The 13584-nt window shown below is 37.1% G+C and carries 15 protein-coding genes and 2 other annotated features; of the genes, 4 read left to right on the forward strand and 11 right to left on the reverse strand.

Annotation, left to right across the window (positions count from 1 at the left end; genetic code table 11):
- Positions 1 to 7: 7 nt before the first annotated feature.
- The 8 genes from ACFWDE_RS11650 to trpE all read right to left on the reverse strand — a co-directional run bounded on the left by ACFWDE_RS11650 (position 8) and on the right by trpE (position 6797).
- On the reverse strand, positions 8 to 355 hold the full coding sequence (locus ACFWDE_RS11650) for a DUF4029 domain-containing protein (RefSeq protein ID WP_377892448.1): 348 nt from the start codon (positions 353 to 355) through the stop codon (positions 8 to 10).
- A 73-nt stretch (positions 356 to 428) separates the two neighbouring features.
- Positions 429 to 1205, reverse strand: a complete 777-nt coding sequence (gene trpA, locus ACFWDE_RS11655; RefSeq protein WP_377892449.1) for a tryptophan synthase subunit alpha — start codon at positions 1203 to 1205, stop codon at positions 429 to 431.
- 3 nt (positions 1206 to 1208) lie between these two features.
- On the reverse strand, positions 1209 to 2402 hold the full coding sequence (trpB, locus tag ACFWDE_RS11660; protein ID WP_377892450.1) for a tryptophan synthase subunit beta: 1194 nt from the start codon (positions 2400 to 2402) through the stop codon (positions 1209 to 1211).
- Positions 2399 to 3013 (reverse strand): phosphoribosylanthranilate isomerase, encoded by a 615-nt coding sequence (locus ACFWDE_RS11665; protein WP_377892452.1) that lies wholly within the window; start codon positions 3011 to 3013, stop codon positions 2399 to 2401. Before ACFWDE_RS11665 ends, trpB begins: the two co-directional genes overlap by 4 nt.
- Positions 3010 to 3771 (reverse strand): indole-3-glycerol phosphate synthase TrpC, encoded by a 762-nt coding sequence (gene trpC / locus ACFWDE_RS11670; RefSeq protein ID WP_377892454.1) that lies wholly within the window; start codon positions 3769 to 3771, stop codon positions 3010 to 3012. Before trpC ends, ACFWDE_RS11665 begins: the two co-directional genes overlap by 4 nt.
- A 1-nt stretch (position 3772) precedes the next feature.
- Entirely contained in the window at positions 3773 to 4798 is a 1026-nt protein-coding gene (trpD, locus tag ACFWDE_RS11675) for an anthranilate phosphoribosyltransferase (protein WP_377892456.1), read from the reverse strand.
- Positions 4795 to 5382, reverse strand: a complete 588-nt coding sequence (locus ACFWDE_RS11680; protein ID WP_377892457.1) for an aminodeoxychorismate/anthranilate synthase component II — start codon at positions 5380 to 5382, stop codon at positions 4795 to 4797. The genes trpD and ACFWDE_RS11680 overlap by 4 nt, the downstream gene beginning before the upstream one ends.
- Complete coding sequence (gene trpE / locus ACFWDE_RS11685; RefSeq protein WP_377892459.1) at positions 5379 to 6797, reverse strand: anthranilate synthase component I; 1419 nt, start codon at positions 6795 to 6797, stop codon at positions 5379 to 5381. Before trpE ends, ACFWDE_RS11680 begins: the two co-directional genes overlap by 4 nt.
- Positions 6798 to 6848: 51 nt before the next feature.
- Positions 6849 to 7095, reverse strand: a binding site (T-box leader).
- A gap of 63 nt (positions 7096 to 7158) precedes the next feature.
- Positions 7159 to 7397 (reverse strand) — a binding site (T-box leader).
- Positions 7398 to 7704: 307 nt separating this feature from the next.
- On the opposite strand from trpE, the gene putP reads away from it, so the two are divergent.
- Positions 7705 to 9183: a sodium/proline symporter PutP gene (gene putP, locus ACFWDE_RS11690; protein WP_377892460.1), complete on the forward strand. Its 1479-nt coding sequence runs from the start codon at positions 7705 to 7707 to the stop codon at positions 9181 to 9183.
- Between the two features lie 161 nt (positions 9184 to 9344).
- Positions 9345 to 9743, forward strand: a complete 399-nt coding sequence (locus ACFWDE_RS11695; protein ID WP_377892462.1) for an Ig-like domain-containing protein — start codon at positions 9345 to 9347, stop codon at positions 9741 to 9743.
- Positions 9744 to 9751: 8 nt separating this feature from the next.
- Here the strand turns inward: ACFWDE_RS11695 and ACFWDE_RS11700 are convergent, their stop codons facing one another.
- Complete coding sequence (locus ACFWDE_RS11700; RefSeq protein ID WP_377892463.1) at positions 9752 to 10159, reverse strand: PH domain-containing protein; 408 nt, start codon at positions 10157 to 10159, stop codon at positions 9752 to 9754.
- A gap of 89 nt (positions 10160 to 10248) precedes the next feature.
- On the opposite strand from ACFWDE_RS11700, the gene ACFWDE_RS11705 reads away from it, so the two are divergent.
- Positions 10249 to 10920: a DUF4386 domain-containing protein gene (locus tag ACFWDE_RS11705; RefSeq protein ID WP_377892465.1), complete on the forward strand. Its 672-nt coding sequence runs from the start codon at positions 10249 to 10251 to the stop codon at positions 10918 to 10920.
- On the opposite strand, the gene ACFWDE_RS11710 is transcribed toward ACFWDE_RS11705, so the two are convergent.
- Together ACFWDE_RS11710 and ACFWDE_RS11715 are read right to left on the reverse strand one after the other, a co-directional pair.
- A complete protein-coding gene (locus ACFWDE_RS11710) occupies positions 10910 to 11485 on the reverse strand; it encodes a Crp/Fnr family transcriptional regulator (protein ID WP_377892467.1) in 576 nt (191 codons plus the stop codon). The two genes, ACFWDE_RS11705 and ACFWDE_RS11710, sit on opposite strands and share 11 nt — an antisense overlap.
- A gap of 180 nt (positions 11486 to 11665) precedes the next feature.
- A complete protein-coding gene (locus ACFWDE_RS11715) occupies positions 11666 to 12577 on the reverse strand; it encodes a DMT family transporter (protein ID WP_377892469.1) in 912 nt (303 codons plus the stop codon).
- Positions 12578 to 12780: 203 nt separating this feature from the next.
- Between ACFWDE_RS11715 and ACFWDE_RS11720 the strand changes: the two genes are divergently transcribed.
- A complete protein-coding gene (locus ACFWDE_RS11720) occupies positions 12781 to 13512 on the forward strand; it encodes an alpha/beta hydrolase (RefSeq protein WP_377892471.1) in 732 nt (243 codons plus the stop codon).
- Positions 13513 to 13584 lie beyond the last annotated feature (72 nt).

A 13584-nucleotide genomic window follows, 5' to 3' on the forward strand; every position in this document is an offset into this window, starting at 1 on the left:
GGGCCTCTTATTTATCCTGAAAAACCGTCTGCTGTCCAATCATTTTTTCTAGTACAACAAACACAATATAAGCACATATTACTTGCAATACAATATTCCCAAGTTTTATTAATTCAAATGAATGGATCCATTGGAATAATTCACTTAATAATACAATCGAAACGATACTAAATAGTTCTATACTAACCGAAAATATACATACTTCGAAAATAGATTGCTCTTGAATCCTGTTTAAGTTGGAAAAGATGAATAAATACCCTAGAAATAGAGCCATTAACTCTATTTTCGTCATGCTAATTAACCAGGCATATAGTGGTACGGTTAAAAGAAGATATAATAGTTTACGTCTTAGCATGCCTTCTCACCTCTAAATTATAAGTGTTTTCTGTATATTTTAACACTTTTCACATAAAAGAAACAGAAGAGACTTATGCCTCTTCTGTTTCTTTTACTGCATGTATTAACTCACATATTTCTTCTTGCTTTTCATTTTCTAAAAGCTCAATGACTTTACTTCCAACGACAACACCATCACATATTGTAATCATTTCTTCTATTTGCTCTCTTGTTGAAATACCGAATCCTGCGACTACTGGTAAGTGGACGTGTGATTTTACTTTTTCTAAGTAACTATGAATCTCACCTTTAAAGTTTTGACGTACTCCTGTTACGCCCGCTACTGTAACGGCGTAGACGAATCCTTGTGATTCACTCGTGATTTTTTCAATTCTTTCAATAGGACTCGTTACGGTAACGAGTGGAATTAAAGCGATATTCGCCACGCGAAGGAGCGGTGCAATAATGTCTTGTTCTTCATACGGTAAGTCTGGAACGATAATACCGTCCACCCCTGCTTCAAGACAGCTCTCAATGAAACGTTCCTTTCCGAATGCGAGTACTGGATTTAAATATGTCATGAGTACGAATGGAATTTGAACTTCTTGCCTGACCTCTATTAATGCTTGAAAAATACCTTTTAATGTTACACCGCTATCTAGCGCTCGTTTTCCTGCTCTTTGAATAGTTGGCCCATCTGCGACTGGATCTGAGAACGGAATACCGATTTCAACGATGCTTGCTCCTGCTTCATCAAGAAAACGAATTCTTTCTTTTAACTTTTCAAGTCCACCATCTCCGCCCATTACGTACGGAATAAATGCCTTTTTACCATTTTCAAATGCTGCTGTAATTTTTTCTACTCCCATTTTTTACACCTCTCCCAAATAACGTTTTATACTCTCTACATCTTTATCGCCGCGGCCGGATAAACAAATGACAAGTCCTTCGTCTTGCTTCATTTGTGGCGCTAGTTTTAAAGCGTACGCGACAGCATGTGAACTTTCTAATGCTGGGATAATACCTTCTTTTTTCGTTAATAATTGAAACGCTTCTAACGCTTCATCATCGGTAATCGAATGGTAAGAAACGCGGCCGATGTCTTTTAACAAACTATGTTCTGGCCCAACACCTGGGTAATCTAGTCCAGCTGAAATAGAGTGCGCTTCTTGAATTTGCCCTTCTTCATTTTGCAGAAGATACATCATCGATCCGTGTAAAACACCGACGCTTCCTTTCGTTAAAGTGGCTGCGTGCTTTTCTGTATGAACACCTTTCCCAGCTGCTTCAACGCCGTAAAGGGCAACTTCTTCATCGTGTACGAACGGATAAAACATTCCCATTGCGTTACTACCACCACCAATACAAGCAACGACTGCTTCTGGTAATTTTCCTTCTAACGCTTCGTATTGTTTTTTCGTTTCTTTCCCAATTACACTTTGGAAATCACGAACAATTTGCGGAAATGGATGTGGTCCGAGAACTGATCCCATAATGTAGTGCGTATCGTGTACATGTGAAACCCAGTAACGAAGCGCCTCGTTTACCGCATCTTTTAACGTGCCGCTACCTGCCGCTACGCTTTCTACTTTTGCTCCGAGTAATTCCATTCGGAACACGTTTAATTTTTGTCGTCTCACATCTTCTTCTCCCATGAAGATGACGCATTCTAAACCGAGAAGTGCACATACAGTAGCTGTTGCAACTCCGTGTTGTCCTGCTCCTGTTTCAGCGACAACTTTTTTCTTACCCATTCTTACCGCAAGAAGTGCCTGACCGATTGTATTGTTAATTTTATGAGCTCCCGTATGGTTCAAATCTTCACGCTTTAAATAAATCTTTGCTCCGCCGCAATACTTCGTCATATTTTCAGCGAAATAAAGCGGTGTTTCTCTTCCAACGTACGTTTGTAAATAATGATTTAATTCCTTTTGAAACTCTTCATCTTGCATCGCTTCTTTATACGCTTCTTCTAGTTCTAGTACGGATTGCATTAACGTTTCTGGAACGTATCGTCCTCCGTATATACCGTAATGACCTTTTTCATCTGGATATGCGTAGTTCATTTGGAACACTCCTTCGCTTTTTTAATAAATTGTTTTATTTTCTCTAAATCTTTCTTTCCTTCTGTCTCTACCCCGCTACTCACATCGACCATATATGGCTGAACGGTTTGAATGGCTTCTTCTATATTAATGACGTTTAATCCGCCAGCTAATATCGTTTTCTCTCGCAACTCGTTTGGCATATGTGCGAGTAACTCCCATGAAAATATCTTACCATTCCCTCCGTAAAACTTTTCTTTCGGGCTATCAAATAACAGATAATCTGTTTCGTATTTTTTCGCATGTTCAATATCTTTCTCTAAAGCTACTCCTAACGCTTTTATAGACGGAATCTTCAATCTTCTGATTTGATGGTTGTCTTCATCCCCATGTAATTGCACATGCGTTAACCCGCACTCCTCTGCAATTTTCTGGATCACTTCTACCGATTCATTTACGAAAACACCGACCTTGAAAACGTGTGCTGGAATTTCCCCAATAATTTCTTTCGCTTGCCCTGGAGTGATTTGGCGTTTACTTTCTGCAAAAACGAATCCGATTGCATCTGCTCCGTATTCGCAAGCTCTTTTCGCTGTTTCAACATCAGTAATACCGCAAATCTTCACTTTCATATTTTCACCTTGCATTCATCGAAAAAGCTACTAATAGAAGACGTTGTCATAAGTGCTTCACCAACTAATACACCTTTTGCACCAGCTCGTTTGACGCGAATAATATCTTCTTTTGAATGAATACCACTTTCACTAATCCAAAGCAGATTTTCCTCATTCAGTCGTTTTCCGAGTTTTTCAGTTTGGCTTAAATCTACTTCAAACGTTTTTAAATTACGGTTATTAATTCCGATAACGTGCGGATTTAATCGGGTCGCAATTTCTAATTCCTGTTCATCATGAACTTCAACAATCGCTTCTAATCCCATTTCTAGTACGTAGTTATAAAGCTCTTTTAATTTCTCTTTTGACAATGCTGCAACGATTAATAAAATAAGATCTGCACCAGCTTCATAAGCTCTATCAATTTGAATCTTATCAATTATAAAATCTTTGCATAAAAGTGGAATGTTACTTTCTGCTCTTGCTGTTTGTAAGTCGTGAAACGATCCTTTAAAAAATTGACCGTCTGTTAAAACAGAAACTGCACCAGCGCCGCATTCTTCATATGTTTTTACTTGCTTTGGTACATTAACGTGTAAATTAATATCTCCTTTTGATGGTGATGCTCGCTTTACTTCTGCAATGACAGTAAATTGCTTTAGCGCTTCTACAAGTGAGTATGTTTTTCTTTTTGCTTTTACTGGTGTATATGTTTCATATAACTCCGCAACTTCTTTTTTCTTCTGCTCTACAATTTTGTCTAAAATCGTCCCCACTTTAATTCACCCTTTCTAATTTTTCGTTGCTTGCTGTAATTAATAAGTTTAATTTTTTTAATGCTTTTCCGAAGTCAATGCTATGCGTTGCTAGTTTAATTCCTTCTTCAATCGTTTCCGCTTTTCCGTTTGCGAAAAGAGCAAGCCCTGCATTTAATAAAACGGTATCACGGTAAACACTCTTTTCTCCATTTAATACTCCGAGCGTAATCTTTGCATTTTCTTTTGAATTTCCGCCTCTAATTTCCTCATTTTTCACTCTTGAAAAACCGTAGTTTTCTGGTGCAATACTCATTTCAATTATTTCATTGTCTTTTAAAATAGCAACGCAGTTTTCTCCTTGTAATGATGCTTCATCTAAAAATCCACTTCCGTTTACGACGAGCGCTTGTTTTCTGCCTAGTTTCTGCAATACTTCCGCTACCGGCAATAACATATCTCGTTTATAAATACCGACAAATTGTGTTTCTAAATTAACCGGATTCGTCAACGGTCCAATTAAGTTAAAGATCGTCGGAACGTTTAATTCTTTTCTTATTTTCATAATGCGTCTTAATGCTGGATGCATCGCTGGTGCAAATAAGAAAGCAATCCCTACATTTTCTAATAAGTAGTCAATCTCACCTGGCGTACAACTAATGTTTACACCGAGTTCTTCTAATAAATCAGCACTTCCTGTTTTACTAGAAACAGCGCGGTTTCCATGTTTCGCAACCTTTACACCAGCTCCGGCAAGTACAAATGCCGATGTTGTACTAATATTGAATGTTTGCGCACCGTCACCACCCGTTCCGCAATTGTCCATCGCACCTTTTATATGATTTGAAAACGGTAATGCCTTTTCGCGAAGAGCACGAACGAGACCGTATATTTCTTCTGCTATTTCGCCTTTCGCTTTCAGCAATACTAAGAAAGCTGCAACTTCACTTTCCAATATGTTGTCACTTAATAAAAGAAGTCCCGCTTCATACATTTCCTCTTCTGTTAAATGTTGTCCCTCTACTAACTTTCGAAGATAACTGTTCATACTCTCTCCTCCTCTTTCACTTCTGCTAAAAAGGCACGTATTAACTTTCCGCCTTCTTCTGTTGCAATTGATTCTGGGTGAAACTGTAATCCGAAGAGCGGATAATAGTTGTGACGAACTGCCATGATTTCTCCGTCATCCATCGCTGTCGCGAGTATGTCAAAACACTGCGGCAAACCATTTTGCGCTGCGACGAGTGAATGGTAACGCATCGCTGTTAGCGGCTGCGTAACGTACGAAAAGATTGACGTTCCGTTATGTTTCACACGCGATGTTTTTCCGTGTTTAATGCGCTCTGCTCTAACAATTTCTCCTCCAAATGCGGATATTATTGCTTGATGGCCAAGGCAAATTCCTAAGATGGGAACGTTCTTATAAAAGTGACGAATAACATCGATACAAATTCCAGCATCTTCTGGTTTTCCAGGTCCTGGTGATAGCACAATTCCTTTCGGCTTCATCTCCTCTAATTGTTCAATTGTTATTTGATCATTTCTTACGATAACAATTTCTTCCTCGTACTCGCCTAGCAGTTGATACAAGTTATATGTGAATGAATCATAGTTATCAATCAGTACAATCATTTCATAACCTCCAAAAGCGCTCTCGCTTTATTTAATGTTTCTTCATATTCATCTACAGGGTCTGAATCGTAGACGATACCCGCTCCTGCCTGAACGTACGCTTTCTCATCTTTTACAACCATCGTTCGAATTGCTAGCGCCATATCAAGATTTCCTGAGAATGAAATATATCCAACTGCTCCGGCGTATACATTTCTTTTTTCATGCTCTAACGTATTAATAATTTCCATCGCTCTAATTTTCGGAGCACCTGATACTGTACCAGCTGGTAAACAATACGCTAATGCATCAAACCCACTCGTTCGTTTTTGCAATGTTCCGTAAACTTCGGATACAATGTGCATAACGTGAGAGTATTTCTCCACTTTCATATATTTATCTATCGTCACAGAACCAATTTCACTTACTCTGCCAATATCATTTCGGCCTAGGTCCACAAGCATCATATGCTCCGCCCGCTCTTTCTCATTTCCTAACAGTTCTTTTTCGATTTCTTCATCTTCCTGCTTCGTTTTCCCTCTCGGCCTCGTACCGGCAATTGGGTTTGTCATCACCTTATCGTCTCTTACTGATAGTAAACTTTCTGGCGAAGAGCCAAGTACAACATAATCTTGAAAATCGATATAGAACATATATGGTGATGGATTTGCAATTCGAAGTTTCCGGTATAATGCAAATGGATCTCCTTTACATTCACTTTGCAAACGCTGGGATAATACAACTTGAAAAATATCTCCGGCCCGAATGTATTCTTTTGCTATTTCTACCATTTCACAAAATTCTTTTTCCGTTACTGAAGAAGTAAATGATAAAGATGATATTACTTCACTAACCTTCTCTTCTTCTCCGTTTAGCACTTCCTCTTTGTATCGTTGCAATCTCTCGTATACTTCTTCATAAGAAGCTGATTCATCTTCCTTGCATACATATACAAACGATAGTTTTTGGCGTAAATGATCGTAAACGATAAACTCACGATACAGTAAAAGGTGTACTTCTGGAATATTTAATGGATCATGCAAGTCTACTCCTATATTTTCATACTGCCGAATTACGTCATAGCCGATATATCCAACTGCTCCCCCGCAAAACGGGAATGGACTGTCTACTTGCGCTGGTGCGATTACATCTTCTAATACTTGCAGTACGTTGCCTTGCAGCTTTTCTGTTTGCCCATACATCGTTCGCTCTACTTCTATACCAACACTTTTCACTTCTCCATAAGGATTACACCCTAAGTAAGAATAGCGTCCTTTATCTTGATGAAGCTGTGAACTTTCTAATAAAAATTTCTTCTTCCCTTTCATACGTCTATATAAAGAAATTGGCGTAATGCTATCTCCTTCTTCTTCAGCGATTACTAAAAATGTTTTTCCTTGTTCTTTTTGCTTCATAAATTCTTCTTTCGTCATCATGCCTTTCACCTCACTCTGAAAAATAAAAAAGTCCTCTACATATCGAAATATGTAGAGGACGATAAATTTACCGTGGTACCACCTCAGGTTGGACGCAAAAGCATCCCGCTTTATTCAGGTACAAAATATATACCTTATCCTTGTAACGGCGGAACCCGGGTTGCCTACTGAATAGAAATTGTTCAGCATACCTCTCGTAAGCCCATTCCGTATATGGCACCGTACCGGGCTCCCACCTGCCCCCGGCTCTCTGTAACGTCTCCAAATATACGTACTCTTCTTACTTAAACGATTTAACTTATTTAATTTTTATAGTGCGTTCAACAATTTTTTGTACACAAAAAGGGAGTACTCATCCTATAGAAAGGACGGGTACTCCCGTGGTGCCACCTTAATTCGTTACGAATGTAACGCACTTTGCCGTATCAAAAAATAATACGTGTCTCTTATATCGATGAGATCATGTCGCCAAAGCCTACTTCTTTCGTTTCGGTTTGGAAGCTCCGAAGCCCATTCCACATCAATCCCATACTGATTCGCACCAACCATCAGCTCTCTGACATGTTCATCATGTGTACTCTTCTTCATCAACGCTTGCATTTTTTTAAGTTGCACTCATTATATTCCTCTCATTTCTAATAAGTCAATACTTTTCCCAAAAAAAAATATTTTTTCTTCATCCGATATTATATTGACAAAACAACCTGTTTTTATGTAAATATAATAAATACTCTATTAAAATTAAGGTTTTTTGTCAGAAAATTATATATTACAAAAGCGAAAGATTGTCAAAAAACGCTTACATTTCAGAAAATTCGTATTTCTGAATGGATTTTTCTGAATAATCATGATAGATTATAAATATGCAAAATGCATCAAAAGACATGACAAAAGGAAGGGGAACTACATGAGTACGCAGATGTTAACTTTAACTTCTATCTCTATTTACATGCTCGGGATGTTAGTAATCGGCTATTTCGCCTACAAACGAACGTCCAACTTAACAGATTATATGCTTGGCGGGCGTACACTAGGCCCCGCAGTAACAGCATTAAGTGCTGGAGCATCCGATATGAGTGGTTGGCTTTTAATGGGATTACCCGGTGCAATGTTTAGCGTTGGATTAAGTAGTAGTTGGATTGCGATCGGCCTAACACTAGGCGCATACGCAAACTGGCTTTATGTCGCTCCTCGCTTACGTACCTACTCTGAAATGGCAAACAACTCTATTACTATCCCAGAATTTTTGGAACACCGCTTCCACGACAAATCTCACATGCTACGCTTAGTATCCGGACTTGTTATTATGATTTTCTTTACTTTCTATGTAGCTTCAGGACTCGTTTCAGGCGCTGTATTATTTGAAAATTCATTTGGTATGAACTATCATGTTGGATTACTCATTGTAGCAGGCGTTGTTGTAGCTTACACACTATTTGGTGGTTTCTTAGCAGTAAGTTGGACAGATTTCGTGCAAGGAATCATTATGGTAATTGCTCTTATTCTTGTTCCTATTGTAACAATTATGAATTCAAACGGACTTGGACCTGCATTTGATACAATTCGATCTGTAGATCCAACACGTTTAGATATTTTTAAAGGTGCCTCTACTTTAGGAATGATTTCTTTATTCGCATGGGGCCTTGGTTATGTTGGACAACCTCATATTATCGTACGCTTTATGGCAATTTCGTCTGTAAAAGAAATTAAAAGCGCACGAAGAATTGGTATGAGCTGGATGATTTTCTCTGTTGTCGGAGCTATGTTTACTGGTCTTATCGGTATTGCTTACTATTCACAACAAGGTTTGACATTATCTAACCCAGAGACAATTTTCCTTGAACTTGGAAAAATTTTATTCCACCCACTTATTACTGGATTTTTATTAGCCGCTATTTTAGCAGCTATTATGAGCACAATCTCTTCTCAGTTGCTCGTTACTTCAAGTGCAGTAACTGAAGATTTATATCGTACATTCTTTAAGCGTTCTGCTTCTGATAAAGAGCTTGTATTTGTCGGTCGTATGGCTGTTCTTGGCGTCGCTTTAATTGGGTGTGCATTAGCGCTTAAACAAAATGATACGATTTTAGCTCTTGTTGGATATGCTTGGGCTGGATTTGGTTCTTCATTTGGACCTGCTATTTTATTAAGCTTATATTGGAAACGTATGACGAAATGGGGCGCGCTTGCTGGTATGATTTCAGGTGCCGCTACAGTAATTATTTGGACTCAATTCAAATTCCTAAAAGATTTCTTATATGAAATGATTCCTGGTTTCGCTATTAGTTTAATAGTGATCATAATTGTTAGTTTACTAACTAAACCTTCAAAAGAAGTTGAAGAGCAATTTGAGGATTTTGAAAAACAACATCGTCATAATCTATAAAAAAGAAATCTCTGCTGTTATCGTAACAGCAGAGATTTTTTTTTACAGTTCGACAATCTTCTTCTCAAATTTAACAAATTCTTTATGTTTCGTTAAATTTAACATAACACTACTCCGTTATAGTATTAGTATCAGCACTTATACAGAAAGGGGACTCCAACATGTTAGCAGCTTTCCAGCAACAACATATAAGAAAATTTTCACCTATTACAAACACTTCTACGTCTTGTTTAAAAATTCAACCTAATCCATCCAAAATTTCAATTGCTCCTTCTGTTATTTCCGTTATCGGTATTCATATGCAAAAAAATAAGTTAAAAATAAAAACTGGACAAAGTGCGGATTTATCAGCTTCTGTTTTGCCAATGCAAGCAACCGATAAAGAACTTATTTGGACAAATATGAATTCTGACATTATCACTATATATCCAAAAGGTGATACGGTAACGATTACTGGAAAAAGTGCAGGAAGAGCAGTCGTAATTGTTACAACTGCTGAAGGAAAATTTCGTGATTTATGTGTCATTCATGTACAGCCTTATATGACAAATCCAAAGTAAAAGAGTGGCTATGAAGCCACTCTTTTACTTTGGATTTGAGGATTTTTTCTTTTTAACAACAAAATAAATTCTTCTTTACTTCTTGGAGAAATAAGTTCTGTTTCATATGATCCGTAAACAATTTCTAATCGATCGAATGATAGTGCATGAGCTGCGATTGGATTTTTTGTATTGGAAATTCGTTTTATGTCTCGTATAAATATACGTTTTTTAACGGGACCTGATGTAATTATAATTATTTCTTCCTTAACGATATATTTTGTTGAAAACCAACTCCAACTAAACAGTATGGCTAATGGAATTGTAAAAAATAAGAGGAAGTATTCTCTCCCTGCAAATATTGGAGCGAAACAGGCGCCTAAAACAATGAAAAAGATTGGATATAACCATACATCTTTTTTTGACGGAAATTCCACTAAACTTCTCCTTTCTTGATTTAAGTCAATGAATCATCATCCTCTCTCCTATTAAAATGAAAGTAACATTAAAAATAGGAGGATGTAATATGAATCAACGAAAGTTTGCCATAATTGCTGGTACTTCTCTTCTTATAATGGCATTCACTGCATTTTTTTCTTACGGTTTTGTTCACGGAAATCTCGTCGTACAAGGAGATGCGAACGCGACACTCCATAATATTCAAACTTCAAGCTCGCTTTTCAAAGCAGAAATTTTCGGATGGATTATCATTTTTATTACGGATATTATCGCCTCGTGGGCTCTTTATTTCTTTCTAAAACCTATCCATGCTAGCCTCTCATTACTAGCTGCCTGTCTTCGTCTTATGTATACAGCTATACTTGGGATTGCTATATTCAATTTAACATTGGTATTGCTGCTTTCAAAAAGCACAGTTGCTAATTCAGAAGCATATACAATGTTATTTCTAGAAGCTTTTGAACACATTTGGTCTGTAGGATTAATCATTTTCGGTTTACATCTTCTCACCTTAGGATACGTAACCTTTCAATCTAAAAACATACCGAAAACTATTAGTATATTACTGCTCATTGCTGCAATCGGCTATATCATCATTAACGTTATGAATATAATGTTTTCGCAATATGATGCGATTATTTCCATTCTTAACGTTGTCTTTCAACTACCGATGATCACAGGTGAACTAGGATTTAGTATATGGCTATTGCTTAGAGGTGGAAAAAACTCTACTGTTTGAGTCGTTTCTTAATTCTGCTTAATGATTCTGGCGTAATACCTAGATAACTTGCCAATTGATATTGAGGAACACGATGAATTAAATGAGGTCGCTTTTGTAATAATGATTTGTAGCGCTCTACTGGTGTCGATGCAATAAATAATGTAAGTTCTTCTTGTACTTCACCAAAATTGTATTCAATCATTTGGCGCGTCATTTCTTCTAACTGTGAATATTTCTTATACATGTCCTTTTCACTATACAGATCGCCAACTACAACTAGACAATCTTCTAGGCACGTTAACGTATGTGGGGATGATTTATCTTGTTTATGATGATTGAAATTTGCGATTGCTTGTTCTTCTGTATAAAAATTTGATGTAACCTCTCTCCCTGCTTCATCTATACAGTGCTGCCTCACGCATCCTTTTAATACAAAATAACATTTTGACGGAACATCGCCTTGTCTTAGGAGCACTGTTCCTTTTTTATATTCTTCAATTTGTAATTCTTCCACGATTATGCGCTGCTGCTCTTCACTTAATGTTGTAAGCTTTGTCATGTATTTCATTAAAATATCTTTCATTTGGTCTCTCCTTCCCCCTCTATATTTGTATGAGAAACGTATGATGTAACTCCACTATATATTATCTTTTTTCATGCTATATGGCGGGAATTCCCCCTATTGATCTGTTTTATTTTCTGCATGGAACAAAAAAAGAGAAGTTACCAATAACTTCTCTTTTCGCATATTAGAATAAACTCGTTATAATTCCTGTGTATAAGCCGGCTCGTTCACCACATTTTTTGATGTTCGCTTTTGTTGCTGTAGTAAGAAAACAGATACACCAAACAATACGAGTATGCTACCGATAATTTGCATTGCGTTTAATTTTTCCCCAAGTAAGAAGAACGCTAGTATAGATGCCCCAACTGGTTCCCCTAAAATACTCATTGAAATTGTTGTTGCATTTACGTAATTTAATAACCAATTATTAATGACGTGTGACACTGTCGGTACAATCGCAAGTAAAAGAAAAATACTCCAATCCCACTTCTTATAGCCTGTAAATGGCACTTGAAGTATAACGTTATAAATCGCTATAAATATACCAGCGAAGGCAAATACAGTAAAACTATAAATCCAATGAGATACTTTCTTTACTGTCGTTTGTCCGATAAATAAATAACCGACAACTGCTATTACACTTAAAAAGGATAATATATCCCCATAAATTGCTTGCTCACTTAGCCCTAAATCTCCCCAGCCAATACACATTACGCCTAGTATCGCAATTCCCATCGTCGCAATTGCTGAGTAGGTTGTTCTTTCTTTAAATAAGAAAAAACCTCCCACTAAAGATACGATCGGTTGAAGTGCTAAAATAATCGTCGAACTAGCAACTGTCGTATGCTTTAAGGATTCAAACCATAAAAGAAAATGAAGAGCTAAAAAGAAACCAGATCCAATTAAAAATCCCCAATCTTTTATTTGAATCCTACTAAACTCTTCCCGTTTTTTCCAAACGATCGGCAGCATAATAAGTACGATAATCCATAATCGGTACATACTTAAAATTGAAGATGGTGCTGAGGACAGCTTTGCAAAAACAGCTGCGAATGAAATGGCTATAATGGAAACGGCTAATGGTAGTGCGATTGATCTTTCTTGTTTCAAATCCTGTCTCCCCTCTCACCTGTAAAAAATCCCACTTCATTATATCCGTTTTCTTTCATAACTTAAATACTAATTTTTTAGATTCTTCGTACCATTATGGTAAAATAGAAATTAAGGCACCTATTAGTGACTATTTCTTTCCTTTTCACTACAAGCGTCGCTCTTACAATCATTACAGTAAATTTTTATTTAGGGGGATATACATGAATCAAGCAATAGGGAGAATTGAAGAAATTTCATTTTTTAGTACATCACTTCAAGAAGAACTTACACTTCTTGTTTATTTACCAGTAAATTACACACCTCTCCATAAACATACGGTTGTTATTGCACAAGATGGTAGAGATTATTTTCAGCTCGGTAAAGCGCACCGTGTAATTGAGCGTCTTCGTGAAACTGAAGAAATCGACCGCACAATTATTGTCGGTATTCCATATAAAAATGTACACGATCGTAAGGAAAAATATTTCCCGAGCGATGTAAAGAATGCTGCTTACATTCGTTTCCTTGCTCACGAGCTTGCTCCATATATTGATGCAAATTATCCAACGTATCAGATGGGTAAAGGACGCGTTTTAATTGGAGATTCTCTTGGCGGTACAGTTTCCTTCATGACCGCACTTATGTATCCGCATACATTCGGCAAGGTCGTTATGCAATCACCATTTGTTGATGAAACAGTCATGAACTTAGCAAAAGATTTCAAAGATCCGGGGGCGCTAGAAATTTATCACGTCATTGGGACCGAAGAAACAGCTGTCAAGCGTACAGACGGACAAGTATCTGATTTCGTAGAGCCAAATCGCGAGTTAAACAAACTACTTACAGATAGAAATTTCATCACGCATTATGAAGAGTTTGAAGGGAATCATACATGGAAATATTGGCAAGCAGATTTACCGAAAGCATTTTCTCATATTCTATCAATGAAATAATAGAGAGCGGTATTCAGAATAATTTGATATAATAGACAAAGAGATTTATTCTCAAAATCTAACTAGACTTGC

Origin of the sequence: Bacillus sp. NPDC060175 (assembly GCF_042728695.1) — a bacterium.
Taxonomy (GTDB): domain Bacteria; phylum Bacillota; class Bacilli; order Bacillales; family Bacillaceae_G; genus Bacillus_A.